Source organism: Caenimonas koreensis DSM 17982 (assembly GCF_009646335.1).
In the GTDB taxonomy this organism is placed as follows: domain Bacteria; phylum Pseudomonadota; class Gammaproteobacteria; order Burkholderiales; family Burkholderiaceae_C; genus Ramlibacter; species Ramlibacter koreensis.
In genome coordinates, this window is the sequence record NZ_WJBU01000013.1 from 102909 (window position 1) to 122431 (window position 19523).

General features: G+C 64.5%; 15 protein-coding genes. 11 read left to right on the top strand and 4 right to left on the bottom strand.

The annotated features are described in order from the left end of the window. The first annotated feature begins 91 nt into the window (after nucleotides 1-91). The 10 genes from smc (at nucleotide 92) to def (ending at nucleotide 14608) form a co-directional block, all read left to right on the top strand. Nucleotides 92-3607, top strand: a complete 3516-nt coding sequence (smc, locus tag GHT07_RS14560) for a chromosome segregation protein SMC (RefSeq protein WP_323740948.1) — start codon at nucleotides 92-94, stop codon at nucleotides 3605-3607. 15 nt (nucleotides 3608-3622) lie between these two features. Further along, on the top strand, nucleotides 3623-4651 hold the full coding sequence (locus GHT07_RS14565) for a cell division protein ZipA C-terminal FtsZ-binding domain-containing protein (protein WP_153585827.1): 1029 nt from the start codon (nucleotides 3623-3625) through the stop codon (nucleotides 4649-4651). A 7-nt stretch (nucleotides 4652-4658) separates the two neighbouring features. Continuing rightward, nucleotides 4659-6725 (top strand): NAD-dependent DNA ligase LigA, encoded by a 2067-nt coding sequence (gene ligA / locus GHT07_RS14570; protein WP_153585828.1) that lies wholly within the window; start codon nucleotides 4659-4661, stop codon nucleotides 6723-6725. 109 nt (nucleotides 6726-6834) lie between these two features. Beyond that, nucleotides 6835-7242, top strand: a complete 408-nt coding sequence (locus GHT07_RS14575) for a hypothetical protein (RefSeq protein ID WP_153585829.1) — start codon at nucleotides 6835-6837, stop codon at nucleotides 7240-7242. 77 nt (nucleotides 7243-7319) lie between these two features. Next, a complete protein-coding gene (locus GHT07_RS14580) occupies nucleotides 7320-8561 on the top strand; it encodes a TolC family protein (protein ID WP_153585830.1) in 1242 nt (413 codons plus the stop codon). 1 nt (nucleotide 8562) lies between these two features. Further along, nucleotides 8563-10122 carry an efflux RND transporter periplasmic adaptor subunit gene (locus GHT07_RS14585; RefSeq protein ID WP_153585831.1) on the top strand — a complete coding sequence of 520 codons (1560 nt, stop codon included), beginning with the start codon at nucleotides 8563-8565 and terminating at the stop codon, nucleotides 10120-10122. Then, complete coding sequence (locus GHT07_RS14590) at nucleotides 10119-13259, top strand: efflux RND transporter permease subunit (RefSeq protein WP_153585832.1); 3141 nt, start codon at nucleotides 10119-10121, stop codon at nucleotides 13257-13259. Before GHT07_RS14585 ends, GHT07_RS14590 begins: the two co-directional genes overlap by 4 nt. A gap of 49 nt (nucleotides 13260-13308) precedes the next feature. Next, nucleotides 13309-13635, top strand: coding sequence for a hypothetical protein (locus GHT07_RS14595; RefSeq protein WP_228488357.1), 327 nt, complete (start codon nucleotides 13309-13311; stop codon nucleotides 13633-13635). A gap of 29 nt (nucleotides 13636-13664) precedes the next feature. Continuing rightward, the gene (locus GHT07_RS14600; protein ID WP_153585833.1) at nucleotides 13665-14066 is read left to right on the top strand and encodes a hypothetical protein; all 402 of its coding nucleotides are present in this window, start codon (nucleotides 13665-13667) and stop codon (nucleotides 14064-14066) included. Beyond that, nucleotides 14063-14608 (top strand): peptide deformylase, encoded by a 546-nt coding sequence (gene def / locus GHT07_RS14605; RefSeq protein WP_153585834.1) that lies wholly within the window; start codon nucleotides 14063-14065, stop codon nucleotides 14606-14608. Before GHT07_RS14600 ends, def begins: the two co-directional genes overlap by 4 nt. A 13-nt stretch (nucleotides 14609-14621) precedes the next feature. On the opposite strand, the gene GHT07_RS14610 is transcribed toward def, so the two are convergent. Both GHT07_RS14610 and GHT07_RS14615 read right to left on the bottom strand, forming a co-directional pair. Further along, nucleotides 14622-15014 (bottom strand): type II toxin-antitoxin system death-on-curing family toxin, encoded by a 393-nt coding sequence (locus tag GHT07_RS14610; protein WP_323740949.1) that lies wholly within the window; start codon nucleotides 15012-15014, stop codon nucleotides 14622-14624. Next, on the bottom strand, nucleotides 15011-15220 hold the full coding sequence (locus GHT07_RS14615; RefSeq protein WP_407646641.1) for an AbrB/MazE/SpoVT family DNA-binding domain-containing protein: 210 nt from the start codon (nucleotides 15218-15220) through the stop codon (nucleotides 15011-15013). The genes GHT07_RS14610 and GHT07_RS14615 overlap by 4 nt, the downstream gene beginning before the upstream one ends. 163 nt (nucleotides 15221-15383) lie before the next feature. On the opposite strand from GHT07_RS14615, the gene GHT07_RS14620 reads away from it, so the two are divergent. After that, nucleotides 15384-16052, top strand: a complete 669-nt coding sequence (locus tag GHT07_RS14620) for a class I SAM-dependent methyltransferase (protein WP_153585836.1) — start codon at nucleotides 15384-15386, stop codon at nucleotides 16050-16052. 33 nt (nucleotides 16053-16085) lie between these two features. Here GHT07_RS14620 and GHT07_RS14625 read toward each other — a convergent pair whose 3' ends face one another. Both GHT07_RS14625 and map read right to left on the bottom strand, forming a co-directional pair. Further along, a complete protein-coding gene (locus GHT07_RS14625) occupies nucleotides 16086-18713 on the bottom strand; it encodes a [protein-PII] uridylyltransferase (protein WP_153585837.1) in 2628 nt (875 codons plus the stop codon). Then, nucleotides 18710-19513: a type I methionyl aminopeptidase gene (map, locus tag GHT07_RS14630; protein ID WP_153585838.1), complete on the bottom strand. Its 804-nt coding sequence runs from the start codon at nucleotides 19511-19513 to the stop codon at nucleotides 18710-18712. The genes GHT07_RS14625 and map overlap by 4 nt, the downstream gene beginning before the upstream one ends. Nucleotides 19514-19523 lie beyond the last annotated feature (10 nt).

The following is a 19523-nucleotide window of genomic DNA, read 5'->3' on the forward strand; positions in this document are numbered from 1 at the left end:
TTGCCGACATGGTAACCATACAGTTACGGTAACGCAAGGGTTACGGCCTTGCCGCTATCATCGCCTTCAGTCAGAACAGCGGGCAGGGCCAGTGCGTCTCAATTCGATCAAGTTATCCGGCTTCAAATCCTTTGCCGACCCCACCAACTTCATGCTCCCAGGCCAGCTGGTGGGCGTTGTGGGGCCCAACGGCTGCGGCAAGTCGAACATCATGGATGCCGTGCGGTGGGTGCTGGGCGAGTCGCGCGCCAGCGAGCTGCGCGGCGAATCCATGCAGGACGTGATCTTCAATGGCACGACGACGCGCAAACCTTCGTCGCGCTCGTCTGTTGAACTCATCTTTGACAACGCCGATCACCGTGCCGGCGGCCAGTGGGCGCAGTTTGCCGAGATCGCCGTCAAGCGCGTGCTGACGCGCGACGGCACTTCCAGCTACTACATCAACAACCAGCCCGTGCGCCGCCGCGACGTGCAGGACGTGTTCCTGGGCACGGGCCTGGGCCCACGCGCCTACGCCATCATCGGCCAGGGCACGATCAGCCGCATCATCGAGTCCAAGCCTGAAGAGCTGCGCCTGTTCCTCGAAGAAGCTGCGGGCGTGTCGAAGTACAAAGAGCGCCGACGCGAGACGGAAAACCGCCTGTCTGACACGCGCGAGAACCTCACGCGCGTTGAAGACATCCTGCGCGAGCTCAACTCCAACCTCGACAAGCTCGAAAAGCAAGCTGAGGTTGCACAGACTTACAACGCCCTGCAAGCCGACGCCACGCTCAAGCAGCACCAGCAGTGGTTCCTCAAGCGCGCCGAGAGCGAGGCGGACCAGGCGAAGGTCAAGTCAGACGCCGAGAAGTCCGTCAACGAGCTCGAATCGAAGATCGCTGATCTGCGCCACATCGAAAGCGAGCTGGAGACGATTCGCCAGGCGCACTATGCGGCGGGCGACCAGGTGAACCAGTCGCAAGGCCTGCTCTATGAGGCGAGCGCCGAAGTGGGGCGGCTTGAGGCGGAAATCCGCTTCGTGGTCGAAGGCCGCCAGCGTGTGGAGCAACGGCTGATCCAGCTGAAGGAACAGGCCACGCACTGGGGCACGCGCAAGGACGAAGCGCTGGCTGAGATTGATACGCTGGCCGGGCAAGCCGTTGACGCTGAAGAGAAGGCCGCGCTGCTCGCTGCGCAAGTTGAAGAGCAGGGCATGCAGATGCCCGATCTGGAAGAGGCCGTTCGCACGGCGCAGGCTGCAGCCAACGAGCAGCGCACCAGCGTCGCGCAGGTGCAGCAGCAAATCCAGGTGCTGGCCGCCGACCAACGCAATATTGAAGAGCAGTCGCGCCAGTTCAGCCAGCGGCGCGAGCGGCTCGTTGCCGACAAGAATGCACTGGCCGCGCCCGATGAAACCCGGCTTGAAAACCTGCGCACGCAGCTCGCCGCAGCACAGGAAGCCGCCGAGACGGCCGATGCGCGCCTGCACGAGCTGCAAGACCAGGTGCCGCAGCTCGACGATGAGCGCCGCAATCGCCAGCAGGCCGTCAACACGGAAAGCCACAAGCAAAGCGACTTTTCTGCCCGCATGGAAGCGCTGAAGGCGCTGCAGGAAAAGGTCAAGACCGACGACAAGCTCAAGCCCTGGCTCGCACGCCACGGCCTGGATGGCCTGCAGGGCCTGTGGAGCCGCATCCACATCGAACAAGGCTGGGAAAACGCGCTGGAAGCCGCGCTGCGCGAGCGGATGAACTCGCTGGAAGTCTCGCGGCTGGACATGGTGCGCGCCTTCGGCAACGACGCGCCGCCCGCCAAGCTCGCGTTCTACAGCCAGCCGCAAGCTGGTGTGCCTGAACCCGCTGGCGCGCTGCCGCGTCTGGCAGACCTGCTGCGCCTGAACGACGCAGGCCAGAAGGCTCTGCTGACTGACTGGCTGCACGGCTGCTACACCGCAGCCTCATTTGAAGATGCGCTGGCCGCACGCGACAAGCTCGCTGCCGGCGAGGCGATTTACGTCAAGGGCGGTCACGCCGTCACGCCGCACAGCGTCACGTTCTATGCGCAGGATTCCGCGCAGGCGGGCTTGCTCGCGCGCCAGCAGGAAATCGAGAACCTTGAAAAGCAGTTGCGCGCGCAATCGCTGATTGCTGAAGAGGCCAGGTCGGCGCTGGTCCGCGCTGAGGCCGCCTACACCGATGCATCGCAGCGCCTTGTCACGGCCCGCCGCGACGCGGGCGAGACGCAAAGCCGCGCGCATGAGCTGCAAGTCGAATACCTGCGCCTGACGCAGCTGGCCGAGCAGACGCGCGCGCGCAGCGAGCAGCTGATGAGCGACTTGTCTGAAGTCGATGCCATGCTGGAAGACCTGCAGGAGCGCCGAGTGACGGCAGAAGGCCGCTTCGAAGAGCTCGACATGCAGCTGGCCGACAGCCAGGAGCGGCATGCCCAGCTGGACGAGCGTGTGATCGAAGCGCAGCGCAAGCTGTCTGAATCACGCGAGCAGCTTCGCAGCCTGGAGCGGCAGGCGCAGGAAGCGACCTTCTCGCAGCGCTCCGTCGAGGCGCGCAAGGGCGAGCTGCAACGCGCGATTGAAACGGCGGACCAGCAAGCACGCTCACTCGCCGACGAAGAAGGCCGAGCACGTGACGAACTGGCCCGCCTGACGGACGCTGCTGCGCAAGCCGGTTTGCAGAACGCGTTGTCGCTCAAGCTGGAGCGCGAGCAGATGCTGGGCGCCAAGCGCAGCGAATACGACGACCTGACGGCCAAGCTGCGCGCCAGCGATGAGCGCCGCCTGCAACTCGAGCGCGAGCTCGACCCGCTGCGCCAGCGCATCACGGATTTCCAGCTTAAGGAGCAAGCCGCGCGCCTGGGCTTCGAGCAGTACGAACAGTTGCTTGCCGATGCGCAAGCCGACCTGGAGGCAATTGCCAAGTCGATCGAAGACGGCAAGGTGCGGCTGCCGGGCATGCAGAATGAAATCGACCGCCTGCACCGCGAGATCGCGGCGCTGGGCGCAGTGAACCTGGCCGCGCTGGATGAGTTAACCACAGCACGCGAGCGCAAGCAGTTCCTTGATTCGCAGTCGGCCGACTTGACCGAAGCAATGACCACGCTTGAAGACGCAATTCGCAAGATCGACGGCGAAACGCGCGAGCTGCTGGCCGGCACCTTCAACATCGTGAATGAACACTTCGGCAGGATGTTCCCCGAGCTCTTCGGTGGCGGCAATGCCAAGCTGGTGATGACGGGCGACGAGATTCTTGATTCGGGCGTGCAGGTGATGGCGCAGCCGCCCGGCAAGAAGAACCAGACGATTCACCTGCTCTCGGGCGGCGAAAAGGCGCTCACGGCCATCGCGCTCGTGTTCGCGATCTTCCAGCTCAACCCGGCGCCGTTCTGCCTGCTGGACGAAGTGGATGCGCCGCTGGACGACGCAAATACCGAGCGCTATGCGAAACTCGTGTCGAGCATGAGCCGCGAAACCCAGTTCCTCTTCATCAGCCACAACAAGATCGCCATGGAAATGGCCGAGCAACTCATTGGCGTGACGATGCAGGAGCAGGGCGTGTCACGCATCGTGGCTGTGGACATGGAAGCTGCCGTGTCGATGGCCGAGGCTGCATGACGAGGCCGCAGGCGCATGTCTAGCTTCACGATCGGCCTGGCGATCCTTGGCGGGCTGGTGCTTGCCGGCCTGGTGGCGTGGAACACCTGGACATCGCGCAAGAACACGCCGCGCCAGCCCGAGACAATGCCCATGCCCATCGAGCCCACGGGTGACGGCACCGCAGCCGGCGAGCGGCTTGACCCGGTGTTTGATGTGTCTCCACTGCCTGTGATGGAGAAGAAGCCCGCGCTCGACGCACTCATCGATGCGATCACGCCCATCGTGGTCGAGTCGCCGGTGTCGGGCGATGCGGCGCTCGCCGCAATGCCGCCTACGCGCCGCGCAGGCAGCAAGCCATTTGCGATTGAGGGCCAAAACGAGAGCTCGGGCCAGTGGGAGATGCCAGTGGCCGGCCAGCGCTACACCGCCTTCCAGGCTGGTGTGCAACTCGCGAACCGCACAGGCGCGCTGAATGAAATCGAGTTCTCAGAGTTTGTGGTGAAGGTGCAGGCCTTCGCAGATGCGATCAACGGCGAGCCGGAGTTTCCGGACATGATTGATGAAGTGGCGCGTGGCCGCGAGCTCGACCAGTTCGCCAGCGCACACGACGCGCAACTCGGCTTCACGCTGCGTGCCAAGAATGCGGCGTGGAGCCCTGGCTACGTGCAGCAGTACGCATCGCGCCTCGGGTTTGTGGCCGGTGCCATTCCGGGCCGCATGGTGTTGCCCGCCACCACCAGTGGCTCGCCGCCGGTGCTGGGCTTGTCGTTCGACACGCAAGCAGCGATGGCAGACGACCCGGCGCAATCCGCGTTGCGTGACGTGACGCTGAGCCTGGATGTGCCGCATGTGGACCGTGGCGAGCAGCCCTTTGTGCGCATGCGTGACGCAGCCATTGCGCTGGCTGCGTCGATGGACGGCCTGATCACCGACGATAACGGCGCGGTGATTCGCCCCGACGGCCTCGACGTGATCGGCGCGGACCTCGAGCAGCTGTACGACACGCTCGATTCGCGTGACCTGTCGGCTGGGTCTCCGCAGGCGCGACGATTGTTTTCTTGAGGCCGCGATGACGGCCGACACCAAGACCCGCGAACGGATCGACGCGCTGCGCGCGCTGCTGCATCACCATGCGCACCGCTACTACGTGCTCGACGATCCGGAATTGCCGGATGCGGAATACGACAAGCTGTTTCGCGAGCTGCAGGCACTGGAAGAGCAGCATCCCGAGTTGATGACGCCCGACTCGCCCACACAGCGCGTGGGCGGCAAGCCGCTCGACGGCTTTGCCAAGGTGCGCCACAAAGTGCCCATGCTGTCGATCCGCACGGAGACGGACATCGAGGCGAGCGGCGCGCGCAATTTCGACGCACGGGTTCGACGCGAGCTGGGGTTGGCTGAGTCTGATCCTGCTGTCGAATACTGCGCCGAGCTGAAGTTCGACGGCCTTGCGCTGAACATGCGCTACGAAGGCGGCGTGCTGGTGCAAGCCGCCACGCGCGGTGATGGCGAGATCGGCGAAGACGTGACGCAGAACATCCGCACCATCGGCCAGATTCCCCTGCGCCTGCCCGCTGATGCGCCGCCTGTGGTCGAAGTGCGCGGCGAGGTGTACATGCGCCGCGACGACTTCGAGAAGATGAACGAGCTGCAGCGCGAGAAGATCGCCAAGGGTGCGAAGAACGAGAAGACGTTCGTCAATCCGCGCAATGCGGCGGCCGGTGCCGTGCGGCAGCTTGACCCGGCGATTGCCCGGCAGCGGCCTTTGAGTTTCTTTGCCTATGGGCTGGGCGAGGTGACGCCGCCGGAGCAGGGCGGACCGGTGTTTGCGACGCACTACGAAGCGATGCAGGCGATGCGCTCGTGGGGATTCCCCGTGTCGGACCGCATGCGTGTCTGCACAGGCCCTGAGGAACTCGTGGCGTTTCACCAGGCCATTGGCAGTGAGCGTGATGCGTTGCCGTTCGACATCGACGGTGTCGTTTACAAGGTGAACAGCACCGCGTTGCAAAAGCAGTTGGGCTTCGTGTCGCGCGAGCCACGCTGGGCCGTGGCACACAAGTACCCGGCGCAGGAGCAGATCACCACGGTGGAAGCGATCGAAGTGCAGGTCGGCCGCACGGGCAAGCTCACGCCTGTTGCCAAGCTGGCGCCGGTGTTTGTCGGTGGTGTGACGGTGACCAACGCGACGCTGCATAACGAAGACGAAGCCAGGCGCAAGGATGTGCGCGTGGGCGATACGGTCATCGTGCGGCGCGCCGGAGATGTGATTCCGGAAGTGGTCGCCGTCGTCGCCGAGAAGCGCCAGCACGATTCACAGATTTTCACGATGCCGCGCATCTGCCCCGTGTGCGGCTCCGCGGCAACGCGCGAGGAAGGCGAGGCGGACTATCGCTGCACGGGCGGGCTTTTTTGCGGCGCGCAGCGCAAACAGGCGATCCTGCATTTCGCACAGCGGCGCGCACTCGACATCGAAGGCCTTGGCGACAAGCTCGTTGACCAGATGGTGGACGCAGGCGTCATCAACACACTGCCTGACCTGTACAAGCTGGGCCTGGCCTCGCTCGTAAGCCTGGACCGCATGGCGGAAAAGTCAGCGCAGAACGTGCTGGCCGCGCTGGAAAAGTCCAAGCAGACCACGCTCCCGCGCTTCCTGTACGGCCTGGGCATCCGCCATGCTGGTGAGGCAACGGCCAAAGATCTGGCGCGGCACTTCGGCAAGCTCGACGCGATCATGGATGCGAGCGTGGAACAGTTGCTGGAAGTGCCGGACGTCGGCCCCGTGGTGGCAGAGAGCATCCGCACGTTCTTCGACCAGCCGCACAACCGCGAAGTGGTCGAGCAGCTGCGCGCCTGCGGCGTGACGTGGGAGGAGGGCGAGCCTGCCGAGCGCGCGCCCAAGCCGCTCGCCGGAAAGACGATTGTGCTCACGGGCACCTTGCCCACGCTGTCGCGCGATGAGGCGAAGGACCTGCTCGAAGCGGCAGGCGCGAAGGTGGCAGGTTCGGTGAGCAAGAAGACCGATTACGTGGTCGCGGGTGCCGAGGCGGGCAGCAAGCTGGAGAAGGCGCGCGAGCTGGGCGTGACCGTGCTGGATGAGGATGGGCTGAGGCAACTGCTTCAAACGACAGCCTGAGGGCGAGTCTCGACCGATTGACCACTCGCGATGCCGGCGCTGGCCATGAGCCTGCCTTGCGTTTGTCCCAAGTCAAGTTGCGGCGCCATCGCGCCTGTAGACTGGTTGCATGCACAAGGTTCGGCGCTCGCGGCGCTTGCTTGCAGGATGGATGCTGGTGGTGATGCTGTTCACCCAGCTGGCCATGTCCGCCTACGCTTGCCCGGCCGTTGAGGCATCGCTGTCCGGCACTGTTGCGCAGGCAAGCATGCCGGACTGTGACATGGCTGGCACCATGGACCCAGACCAGCCACAGCTGTGCCGGGCGCATTGGCTGCAGGACTCGCTGGCCGCGCTCGCCACTCACGGCACGGACACCCAACCTCCCGCCCCGCCGTTGCTGCTGGCCACGCTGGACTGGACGCAGGTCCTCCTCGCGCCGCAGGGGCGCGCCAGCCAGCCAGCACCTGTGGCCACGGGCGCGCCGCCGCCGGGCGCGCCACCCATCTACCTGTCGCTTCTCGTCCTTCGCAACTAGCGCGCTCGCTGGTTGTAGCCCGCACGTTTGCGGGCTGTGGGTCACGTCTTGGTGTGTTTCCTTTCGAAGGACTTGTCATGGATATCTACGTCTTGCGGTCGCGCTCATGGCTGGCGTTCGCTGCAGTGTGCTGGCCGGCGTTGTCGCACGCCGCGCTCGGTTTCGATGAAGCGGCCCGGCTGGCACGCGAACAAGCGCCTTCGTTACTGGCCCAGCGAAATGCGCTCGCCGGCGCGCAGGCCGCCCAGCCGGCGGCTGCTACCTTGCCTGATCCTCGCTTGACGCTCGGCGTCGACAACCTGCCTGTCAGCGGCCCCGATCGCTTCAGCCTGACGCGCGACTTCATGACCATGAAGCGCGTTGGCCTGATGCAGGAGGTGCCTAACCGCGCCAAGCGCGACGCGCGGGCCGGCGGTGCGCAGGCGCGCATCGACCGCGAACAGGCTTTGTTGCAGGCTGCTGGCCTGACCGTTCAAAGGGAGGCCAAGCTGGCGTGGCTGGCGGTGTACTACGCGCAGCGCCGGTTGGCCGAACTCGACGCGCTCGACGCGGAGAACCGCGTGCTGCTCGACACCATCGGCCCGCGCATTGCCGCAGGCAAGGCCATGCCCGCAGACCGTGCCATGGCGCAGCAGGAGAAGCTCGCCCTGGCCGACCGCCGCGACGAGGCGAATCGCGACGTGGCCAAGGCGCGCGCCAGCCTGCGGCGATGGGTGGGAGACCGCGCTGATGAACCACTGGCCGGCGAGCCACCGCAGGTGACTGTGGAAGCCGGCTCGGTGCGCGCCGGACTGCACAGCCATGCCGAACTTGCGCCCTACGAAGCGATGCGCGCGGTGGCACTTGCCGAGGCCAGCGAAGCCACGGCGGACAGCCGCGGCGACTGGTCATGGGAGCTGGCCTACAGCCGCCGCGGCGCGCAGTACGGGGACATGGTGTCCTTCCAGGTCAGCCTCGATTTGCCGTGGCAGACCGAGCGGCGCCAGCAGCCGCAGGCTCTCGCGAAGCTCAAGGAAGTCGAGCGCATCGACGCCGAGCGGCAGGACATGGCGCGTAAACACCAGGAGGAAGTGGAGGGCCAGCTCGCCGAGCTGCAGGCGCTGGACGCCCAGCGAGCGCGCTTGCAGGCCAGTGGCAGGCCGCTGGCCGCCGAGCGCGTCGCACTGGCAATGGCCAGCTACCAGGCCGGCCGCGGTGACTTGCCTGCCGTGCTGGCAGCGCGGCGCGAAGCCGTTGACCTCGGGCTGCGGCTGCTTGATCTGGACTTGCAGCGCGCCTCGTTGCGCGTGCGCCTGACAACCTTGATTGCGGAGCAATGACATGAATTCCACCTTCAGCAAAGTGCTTCCCGGCGTTGTGATCCTGGCCGTGGGCGTCGGTATCGGTGCCGGTATCTCGCATTGGCGCAGCTTTGGCGCGCATGCGGTCGATCCGGCGCCACAGGCAGCGTCTGCAGCCCCCGCCGCGGCCGGGCGCAAGGTGCTGTACTGGTACGACCCCATGTCGCCCACGCAAAAGTTCGACAAGCCGGGCAAGTCGCCATTCATGGACATGCAACTCGTGCCGCGCTACGCCGACGAGGAGCAGGCCAGCGCTGCGGCCAGCCCGCAACTCGCGGTGAGCGCGCAGGCGCAGCAGGCGCTGGGGTTGCGGCTGGCGAGCGTGGAGCGCAAATCCATCAACGCCGCGATCGATGTGGTGGGCACCGTCGGGCTCAACGACCGCGATGTGAGTATCGTGCAGGCGCGAGCCGCCGGCTTTGTGGAGCGGGTGTATGCAAGGGCGCCAGGCGACGTGATCGCAGCGGGTGCGCCTCTGGTGGATGTGCTGAACCCGGAGTGGCTCGGCGCGCAACAGGAGTTCCTGGCGGTCAAGGCCACGAATGACGCAGCCTTGACGCAGGCCGCTCGCCAGCGCCTTGTGCTGCTGGGTATTTCCGCCGCCGCGATCGAGAAAGTCGAGCGCACCGGGCAACCCACGGCGCTGCATACGATCACTGCTCCCTCGGGTGGCGTGATTACCGAGTTGATGGTCCGCAGGGGCATGAGCATTTCACCCGGTATGACGCTCGCGCGCATCAACGGGCTGGACAGTGTCTGGCTCGAGGCCGCGTTGCCTGAAGCCCAGGCGGCGACCATGCAGCCGGGACAGGCCGTGCAGGCACGCTTTGTGGCGCTGCCGGGCCTGGTCGTCAACGGCCGCATTGCGGCGGTGTTGCCCGAATCCAATCGCGAGACCCGTACGCTGCGTGTGCGAATTGAGTTGCCCAACCCGGTCCAGCGGCTGAAGGCGGGCATGTTCGCCCAGGTCAGCGTGCGTGGTGCCGAGCGAACGGCCCTCGTGGTGCCGGCCGAAGCGGTGATCCGCACTGGCAAGCGCAGCCTGGTTTACCTGTCTGAGCAGCCGGGCAAGTTCCGGCCGGTGGAGGTGCAGGTGCGCGAACAGGTCGGCGAGCAGATGGTCGTGACGGGCGGGTTGTCTGAAGGGCAGAAGGTCGTCGCGTCAGGGCAGTTTCTGATCGACTCCGAGGCCAGCCTGCAGGGAGTGATGGCACGCGCTGCCGCGCCGGCTGCGCCATTAGCCGCGCCGGTCGCCGCGCCGGTGGCTTCGACACCGGCTGCCTCAACGGAGCCCGAATACCAGACCCGCGGCATCGTGGTCGATATCGACGCCGATGGCGTCACACTGGATCACCAGGCAGTGGCAGCGCTGAAGTGGCCGCCCATGACCATGCCCTTCAAGCTGGCTGACAAGAAGCTGGGGGCTGGTGTGAAGAAGTCGCAGGCCGTTGACTTCAGCTTCGTCAAGCGCGGTGATGACTACGTGATCACTCGTCTGGCGCCCGCTGCGCCGACGCACGCAAAGGGAGCGCAGCGATGATCGCGCGGCTGATCCGCTGGTCAGTCGCCAACCGGTTCCTGGTGCTGCTGGCGACGCTGGCGCTGGGCGCGTGGGGTGTTTACAGCCTGCGAAGCACACCCATTGATGCGCTGCCGGACCTGTCAGACGTGCAGGTCATCATCCGCACGAGCTACCCTGGCCAGGCGCCGCAGATCGTCGAGAACCAGGTCACCTATCCACTCGCAACCACCATGTTGTCGGTGCCCGGCGCCAAGGCCGTGCGCGGCTTTTCGTTCTTTGGCGACAGCTTTGTTTATGTGCTGTTCGACGATGGCACGGACTTGTATTGGGCGCGCTCACGCGTGCTCGAATATTTGAACCAGGTGCAGGCGCGCCTGCCCGCAAGCGCGAAAACATCGCTCGGCCCGGACGCGACTGGCGTCGGCTGGATCTTCGAATACGCGCTGGTGGACCGCAGCGGCCGCAATGACTTGTCGCAGCTGCGCACGCTGCAGGACTGGTTTCTCAAGTACGAGTTGAAGAGCCTGCCCGACGTGGCAGAAGTTGCCAGCGTCGGCGGCATGGTGCGGCAGTACCAGGTGGTGGTCGATCCGGCCAAGCTCGTCGCCTACGGCATCACCTACAACCAGGTGCGCGAAGCACTGCTGGCGGGCAACCAGGAAACCGGTGGGTCGGTGCTGGAGCTGGCCGAGGTCGAGTACATGGTGCGTGCCAGCGGCTACCTTCGTTCGCTGGACGACTTCCGTGCCATTCCACTGGCTGCGCGCGGCGGTGTGCCAGTGACCTTGGGCGACGTGGCAATCGTGCAGGTCGGCCCGGAAATGCGACGCGGCATCGCGGAGCTTGATGGTGAAGGCGAAGTCGCGGGCGGGGTGGTGATCCTGCGCTCGGGCAAGAACGCGCAGGCAACGATTGCAGCGGTGAAGGCCAGGCTGGCCGACTTGCAAAAGAGCCTGCCAGCCGGCGTGGAAGTCGTCACCACCTATGACCGCAGCGCCCTCATCGAGCGCGCCATTACCAACCTGACCCACAAGCTGATCGAGGAGTTCATCGTCGTCGCCATCGTGTGCGCCGTCTTCCTCTGGCACCTTCGTTCGGCGCTGGTGGCGATCATCGCGCTGCCGCTCGGCGTGCTGACGGCCTTCCTGGTCATGCGCTACCAGGGCATCAACGCCAACATCATGTCGCTCGGCGGTATCGCGATTGCGATTGGTGCGATGGTCGATGCGGCGGTGGTGATGATCGAGAACGCGCACAAGCGCATCGAGGCGTGGCAGCACGCCCACCCTGACGGCGTGCTGCAGGGCGATGAGCGCTGGCGCGTGATGACCGAAGCGGCCGAGGAGGTCGGCCCGGCGCTGTTTTTCTCGCTGCTGATCATCACCTTGTCTTTCATTCCAGTGTTCACGCTGCAGGCACAAGAAGGGCGCCTGTTCGGCCCACTGGCATTCACCAAGACCTACGCGATGGCCGCTGCTGCGGGGTTGTCCGTCACGCTCATCCCGGTATTGATGGGCTACTGGATACGCGGGCGCATTCCCGACGAGCGAAGAAACCCGATCACGCGGGCGTTGATTGCGGCCTACCAGCCCGCCCTTGAAGCCGTGCTCCGGCGGCCCAAGGCCACACTCGTTGTCGCCGTGATCCTGTTGGCGACCACGGCGTGGCCGCTGATGCGACTGGGCGGGGAATTCCTGCCGCCGCTCGATGAGGGCGACTTGCTGTACATGCCATCTGCACTGCCGGGCATGTCTGCGCAGAAGGCGTCTGAACTGCTGCAACGCACCAATCGCATGATCAAGACCGTGCCCGAAGTGCAGCGTGTGTTTGGCAAGGCAGGGCGCGCGGAAACAGCCACGGACCCTGCACCGCTTGAGATGTTCGAGACCACTATTCAACTCAAACCGCGTGACCAATGGCGAGCCGGCATGACGCCCGAGAAGCTGGTCGCAGAGCTGGATAGCGCAGTGAAAGTGCCGGGCCTGTCCAACATCTGGGTGCCACCCATTCGCAACCGCATCGACATGCTGGCCACCGGCATCAAGAGCCCCATTGGCGTGAAGGTCAGCGGCAGCAGTCTTGCCGCGATTGACCGCATTGCAGCGGCCGTGGAGCAAGTGGCCAGGCAAGTGCCCGGCGTGTCGTCGGCGCTGGCCGAGCGATTGACGGGCGGGCGTTATGTCGATGTGCAGATCGACCGCGTGGCTGCTGCGCGCTATGGGCTGAACATCGCCGACGTGCAGGCACTGGTGGCAGGCGCGATCGGCGGCGAAAACGTGAGCGAAACGATCGAAGGTCTGGCGCGCTTCCCGATCAACCTGCGCTATCCGCGTGAGTGGCGCGACACGCCGCAGCGGCTCGCCGAGTTGCCGATTCTCACGGCGACCGGCCAGCAGATCACGCTGGGCACGGTGGCCAAGGTGGCGATCAGCGATGGCCCGCCGATGCTCAAGAGTGAGAACGCGCGGCCCTCCGGCTGGGTGTATGTGGATGTGCGGGACAGGGACCTGGCGTCCGTCGCCGAAGACCTGCGCCGTGCAGTTGCCGCGCAGGTCAAGCTCGACCCCGGGATGAGCATCGCTTACTCGGGCCAGTTCGAATACATGGAGCGCGCCAACGCAAGGCTGAAGGTCGTGGTGCCTGCCACCTTGCTCATCATCTTCGTGCTGCTGTACCTCACGTTCGGCCGGCTCGACGAGGCCGTGCTCATCATGGCAACGCTGCCGTTTGCATTGACGGGTGGCGTGTGGTTTTTGTACCTGATGGGCTACCACTTGTCGGTTGCGACGGGCGTGGGCTTCATCGCGCTTGCCGGCGTGGCGGCTGAGTTCGGTGTGGTGATGCTGCTGTATCTCAAGCATGCGTTGCATGACCATCTGGCTGGCGGCATCGCGACCACGAAAACCGTGGTGGACGACGCCATCCGCGAGGGCGCTGTGCTGCGCGTGCGGCCCAAGGCGATGACGGTCGCCGTGATCCTGGCTGGCCTGGTGCCTATCGTGTGGGGCAGTGGCACGGGCTCTGAAGTCATGAGCCGCATCGCCGCGCCGATGCTGGGCGGCATGATCACGGCGCCGCTGCTGTCGCTGTTCATCGTGCCGGCGGTGTATGCGTTAATGCGGCGGCCGAAGGGTGGTGCGGCAGTAGCGGCTTGACTGATTTCAAGTTGATATCGAATTGATATCACCGTGGTAGCATCTGGCCATGCACCAGTCATCCGGCCGTCGCGCAACATCATCCAAGTCGGCAGCAAAACCCGCACCTGCGACCAAGGGCGCCGCTCTGCTCATGCGGTTTCGCGATGCCGATTCAGCCAACGGCGTGAGCCGCGCAACACTGACGCAGCTTGCTGCCCAGTTGGGGTATGAGCGCGAAACTGAAGTGCTTCATTACGCGCTACGCAAACTAGCCGATGAAGTGCTGCCGAAATACGAACTCGACGATGGGCCGCTGACGCAAAAGCAACTTGGCGCCATTCGCAAGGCGGCCGGCGCTGCCGGGCAGGGCAAACTCAAGTCCAGCCTGTTTTGACGCGCGTGCGAGTCTGGTGGCAAGAGCCCTTGGCGGGCGACATCGTGTGGTGCCACTTTCCTCAATTGCCCGGCCTTGCTCCGGGGCCCAAGCCGCGACCGGCACTTGTGCTGGAAGTTCGCGAAGTGGTGTCTGGGCGCTTGCGCGTACTCGTCGCCTATGGCACGAGCAAGAAACTCACGTCGCTGCACGCTGGCGAGTTTGTGGTTGGCAAGGCAGATGTAGGCGCGTTTCGGCTCGCCGGGCTTCAGGCGGATACGAAGTTTTGCCTGCAGGATGCCGTTGAGCTGGACTTCGACGACACGTGGTTCAAGCCGCCTGCGCATCGTCCGTTCGGCGAAAATCCAAAAATCGGTGTGCTTCATGCGAGTCTCATGCGCAAAGCCGCAAGCGCCTGGAAAGCTGTTCACTCAGCCAGGAAAGTGAAATGACAGTCCGCGACATTCTCAAGATGGGCGACTCGCGCTTGCTGCGCGTTGCACCCCCTGTGCCCGAACAAGACTTCGACTCCGACAAGATTCACCTGCTCGTGTCCGACATGTTCGACACGATGCGTGCAGTGAACGGCGCTGGGCTCGCCGCGCCGCAGATCGGCGTTGATTTGCAGCTCGTCATCTTCGGCACGGACACCGTCAACCCGCGCTATCCGGATGCGCCCATCGTGCCGCGCACGGTGCTGCTCAACCCGGTGATCACGCCCGTCGGGTCTGAAGAGGAAGACGGCTGGGAAGGCTGCCTGTCGGTGCCGGGGCTGCGCGGCGTGGTGCCGCGCTGGTCGAAGATTCACTACACCGGGTTCGATCAATACGGTGACCCGATCGAGCGCACGGTCGATGGTTTTCATGCACGCGTCGTGCAGCACGAGTGCGATCACCTCATCGGCAAGCTCTACCCGATGCGCGTGCGCGACTTCACGCAGTTCGGGTTCACTGAGGTGTTGTTTCCGGGGTTGGACGCGGGCGACGATGACTAACGATCCTTCGCGGTCACGCCTTTAGTTCAACGCTGTTCTCCCGCAACCATTCCGCAAATTCCGCTTCGCTGATCTCGCCAGCCGATACTGCCAGCATCGTGACTGCCGCATCGGCGTCGTCTGCAGTGAGCGAGAACCCGTTCAGCTCGAGAAAGAGCTCGGCAGCAACGTAGCCTGTTCGCTTGTTTCCATCAATGAATGGGTGATTGCGAGACAGGCCATAGCCGTAGGCAGCGGCAAGATCGGCCGCATCCGGCGTGCCGTACGCAGCGAGGTTCTCTGGTCGAGCTAGCGCAGATTGCAACAGGCCCGCGTCACGGATGCCGGCGCCGCCGCCATGTTCGGCAAGTTGTACCTCATGCACGGCAGCGACGACATCTTCTCGCAGCCATACCCAGCGGCTCACTTTGCCAATTCGCGCAACACCGCGCGACGCCGCTTCATGACTTCGCGCGCAACGCTCATCTGATGTTCGAACTCCGGGTTGTGCTTGGTGATGCGTAAGCCGTCAGGCGCGTCTGTCAGGTACAACTCATCGCCCTTCGTCAGATCGAGCTTGGCAAGCAAGTCTTTGGGAAACACCGCGCCCACTGAATTTCCGACCTGTGTCAATTTCAAGGTGTACATAGCTCACAGCCCTTAAGTAATTACGAATGTAATACTACGTCAGAGGATGAGTCCATTCAAGTGCGGTGTGAAGGACCGCGTAGACTGCACCACCGGGCCCGATGCGGCCCACTGGTCCCCACAGCGTGATGCACGCAGGAAGCGTTGCATGTCTGCCGAGCCGGGGTACCAGGTCAAGTTCGAGACCGTGAGCGGCTCGGGCGCCGACGTCGCGATGCGTTCACTGCTCGACAGATCACAGTTCGACGATCCAGACGGCCTTGCTGCGTTGCAGGGGATTTCGTCTGCGCAATGGCCGCTGTTCGGGCTGCTATGGCCTTCGGGCCGCGTGCTGGCGCATGCGATGCTCACGTTTGAACTGCAAGGCCGGCGTGTGCTGGAGATGGGCTGCGGCCTCGCGCTCGCCAGCCTGATCGTGCACCGCCGCGGAGGCGATATCACGGCAAGCGACTGCCATCCGCTGGCGGAAGATTTTCTCGCGCAGAACCTGTTGCTGAATCACCTGCCCGCGATGAAGTACGAGCTGGCCAACTGGTCGCAGCCCAATCCAAAGCTGGGCACCTTCGACGTGATCATCGGCAGCGACTTGCTGTATGACCGTGGCCAGCCCGAGGCGCTCTCGCAATTCATCGACAGGCACTCCGCTGCCGCTGTGGAGGTGGTGATTGCCGACCCGGACCGGGGCAACCAGGCGAGCTTCAGCAAGAAGATGGGTGTGCTGGGGTACTCGCACAGCCAGCGCCGTATCTTTGCCTTGCCGGCGGACGAGCCCTACAAGGGGCGGCTGCACACGTACAAGCGCGATTTGTTCGGCTGACTCCGCGGCAAGCGCAGGTCGCGCCCCAGCGCGTCAAGCCCCCAACGCCTGCAGCAACTCCGTCTCGATTTCAATCTGCTGCTTGTTCTGCTGCAGCTCCGGCCCGTCGATGAGGAACGTGTCTTCTACCCGTTCGCCCAGCGTGGACACCTTGGCCAGTTGCAGGTTGATGTTGTGGTTGGCCAGCACGCGCGCCACCGAATAGAGCAGCCCGACGCGGTCGCTCGCCGAAATCGTGAGCAGCCAGCGCTGCGCTTTTTCGTCGGGCGCGAGCTGGATGCGCGGCGCGATCGGAAAGCTCTTCACGCGGCGCGACACACGGCCACGGCTGGGGGTGGGCAGCGGCCCGGCTTTTTCGATGGTGAGCTGCAGTTCTGACTCGACCATCGACACCAGTTCGCGGTTGTGCTCGGGCAGCATCGAGCTCACGACCTGGAAGGTGTCCAGCGCGTAGCCGTTGTTGGCGGTGTGGATCTTCGCGTCAAGAATGCTGAAACCCGCCTGGTCGAAGTAGCCGCAGATGCGCGCAAACAGGTCGGGCTGGTCGGGTGTGTAGACGAGGATCTGCAGGCCTTCGCCCACGACGGACTGGCGCGCGCGAACAATCGCCTTGGCTGTGCCCGCGTAGCGCGCGAGATGCCGCGTGTGCCACACGATGTCGCTCGCGTCGTGCCGCATGAAGTAGCCCACATCGAGCGAGTCCCACAGCTTCTTGTGGCCTTCAAACGGCAGGGCGTACAGCTGCAGCTGCACCAGCGCCTCGCGCTTGCGCGCTTCGATCTCTGCATCAGGGTCAGGTGCGCGTCCGCCCAGCACGCGCAACGTGTAGCGGTACAGGTCTTCAAGCAGCTTGCCCTTCCAGGCATTCCACACTTTGGGGCTGGTGCCGCGAATATCGGCCACGGTGAGCAGGTACAGCGCCGTCAGGTAGCGCTCGTTGCCCACGCGCTTGGCAAATGCTGCGATCACATCGGGATTGCTCAGGTCTTCCTTCTGCGCGATGCGGCTCATCGACAAGTGCTCGCGAACGAGGAACTCGATCAGCTTGCAGTCTTCCGCCTCAATATCGTGCTGTTTACAGAAGTGGCGCACATCCACGGCGCCGAGCACTGAATGGTCACCGCCGCGGCCCTTGGCAATGTCGTGGAACAGCGCGCCGATGTACAGCACATACGGCTTGTCCCAGCCAGCGGCGAGCTGCGAGCAGAACGGATATTCGTGCGCGTGTTCGGGCGTGAAGAAGCGCCGCATGTTTCGCAGCACCATCAGGATGTGCTGGTCCACCGTGTACACATGGAACAGGTCGTGCTGCATCTGCCCCACGATGCGGCGGAACACCCACAGGTAGCGGCCGAGCACGGATGTCTGGTTCATCAGGCGCAGCGCGTGCGTGATGCCTTCAGGCTGCATCACCATCGCGTGGAACGTCGCGTGATTGACGGGGTCGTTGCGGAACTGGCTGTTCATCACGCCGCGCGCGTTGTACAGCGCGCGCAGCGTGCGGGCCGACAAGCCCTTGACGCCGACGGTCGTCTGGTAGAGCAGGAAGGTCTGCAGGATCGCGTGCGGGTCTTTGGTGTACAGGTCGTCGCTGGCGACTTCGATCATCCCGGCTTTGTTGAAGAAGCGGTCGTCGATGCGCTGCGGCGCATGCGTGTTCGGGTTCAGCCGCTCTTCGATGTTCAGCAGCAGGATCTGGTTGAGCTGCGTCACGGCCTTGGCGGCCCAGTAAAAGCGCTTCATGAGCGCTTCGCTCGCGCGCCCGACGATGCGGCCCGACTGCGCATCAACTTCGGTCTTGTAGCCGAATGACTCCGCCACGGCCGTCTGCAGGTCGAACACCAGGCGGTCTTCGCGGCGGTCGGCCAGCACATGCAGGCGCGCGCGGATGAGGTTCAGCAGTGCCTCGTTGCGCTTGATCTGGCGCGCTTCGAAGGGTGTCGCCAGGCCTTTGCGCGCCAGGTCGTCCCAGCTCTTGCCCAGGCCTGCAGCCTTGGCGACCCACAGGATCACCTGCAGGTCGCGCAGGCCGCCGGGCGACTCTTTGCAGTTGGGCTCCAGCGAGTAGGGCGTGTTGTCGAACTTGGTGTGGCGCTGGCGCATCTCCAGCGTCTTGGCAACAAAGAACGCCTTGGGGTCGATGCTGGCGCGGAATTTCTTCTGGAATTCGGCACAGATCTTGGCGCTGCCCGTGATCAGGCGCGACTCGACGAGCGCCGTCTGGATGGTGATGTCGGTCGCGGCCAGCGCGACGCACTCTGCCACGGTGCGTACGCTGGAGCCTATTTCCAGGCCTGCGTCCCAGCAGTTGCCGATGAAGGTCTCCACGCGTTGCTTGAGTTCGGGCTGCGCGTCGAGTGCCTGCCCATCGGGCGCGAGCACAACCACATCAACATCGGAATGCGGAAAGAGCTCGCCGCGGCCAAAGCCGCCCACGCCCATCAACGCAAAGTCAGCGGGCAGGTTGGCTGCATCCCACAGGGTTTTGAGCGTCACATCGGCTTCACGCGCCAAGCGCTGCAGCAGCGTGCGGATGCCGCGCGTCGACGCGCCCTGGCTGCGCATGGTGCTCAGCAGCGCAGCCTTGCGGGCGCGGTAGTCGTCGCGGATCTGTTGCAGGTCGGGCACGGCGCGCGCCGGCTTGAGCTGCGCAACGCTCATGCGTTGACGAAGGGCGGTGGCGGCGGGCTGCCAGCCGACAGCGTCATCACCTCGTAGCCGGTTTCGGTGACGAGCACGGTGTGCTCCCATTGCGCGGACAGCGAGTGATCCTTGGTAACGATGGTCCAGCCGTCGTTGCCGAGTTCCTTCACGTCGCGCCGGCCTGCGTTGATCATCGGCTCGATCGTGAATGTCATGCCGGGCTTGAGCACTTCGAGCGTGCCGGGCCGGCCGTAGTGCAGCACTTGCGGCTCTTCATGGAAGGTGCGGCCAATGCCGTGACCGCAGAATTCGCGCACGACGGAAAAGCCGTTGCTCTCGGCGAATTTCTGGATGGCGAAACCAATGTCGCCCAGATGGATACCCGGCTTGACGTGCTTGATGCCGTGCCACATCGCGTCATACGTGATATTCACGAGGCGCTTGGCCGCAATGGACACTTCGCCCACCATGAACATGCGGCTTGTATCGCCAAACCAGCCATCCTTGATCACCGTCACGTCCACATTGACGATGTCGCCCTTCTTGAGCGGCTTGTCGTTCGGTATGCCGTGGCACACCACGTGGTTGACCGATGTGCAAAGCGAGGCGGGGTAGGGCGGATAGCCGGCGGGCTGATAGCCCAGCGTCGCGGACGTGGTGCCCTGCTTTTGCATGCACTCGGCGGCGAGGCGGTCGATTTCCTTGGTGGTGATGCCGGGCTTGATGTGCGGCGTGAGGAAGTCCAGCACTTCCGCGGCCAGGCGCCCTGCGGTGCGCATGCCCTGGATGCCAGCTTCGTCCTTGTACGTGATCGTCATCGGCGGATTA

Bases quoted from the DNA above. Each gene is read 5' to 3' on its own strand.
- GHT07_RS14565 (WP_153585827.1), top strand. From the start codon at position 3,623: ATGTCTAGCTTCACGATCGGCCTGGCGATCCTTGGCGGGCTGGTGCTT.
- ligA (WP_153585828.1), top strand. From the start codon at position 4,659: ATGACGGCCGACACCAAGACCCGCGAACGGATCGACGCGCTGCGCGCG.
- GHT07_RS14575 (WP_153585829.1), top strand. From the start codon at position 6,835: ATGCACAAGGTTCGGCGCTCGCGGCGCTTGCTTGCAGGATGGATGCTG.
- GHT07_RS14580 (WP_153585830.1), top strand. From the start codon at position 7,320: ATGGATATCTACGTCTTGCGGTCGCGCTCATGGCTGGCGTTCGCTGCA.
- GHT07_RS14585 (WP_153585831.1), top strand. From the start codon at position 8,563: ATGAATTCCACCTTCAGCAAAGTGCTTCCCGGCGTTGTGATCCTGGCC.
- GHT07_RS14590 (WP_153585832.1), top strand. From the start codon at position 10,119: ATGATCGCGCGGCTGATCCGCTGGTCAGTCGCCAACCGGTTCCTGGTG.
- GHT07_RS14595 (WP_228488357.1), top strand. From the start codon at position 13,309: ATGCACCAGTCATCCGGCCGTCGCGCAACATCATCCAAGTCGGCAGCA.
- def (WP_153585834.1), top strand. From the start codon at position 14,063: ATGACAGTCCGCGACATTCTCAAGATGGGCGACTCGCGCTTGCTGCGC.
- GHT07_RS14620 (WP_153585836.1), top strand. From the start codon at position 15,384: ATGTCTGCCGAGCCGGGGTACCAGGTCAAGTTCGAGACCGTGAGCGGC.
- GHT07_RS14625 (WP_153585837.1), bottom strand. From the start codon at position 18,713: ATGAGCGTTGCGCAGCTCAAGCCGGCGCGCGCCGTGCCCGACCTGCAA.
- map (WP_153585838.1), bottom strand. From the start codon at position 19,513: ATGACGATCACGTACAAGGACGAAGCTGGCATCCAGGGCATGCGCACC.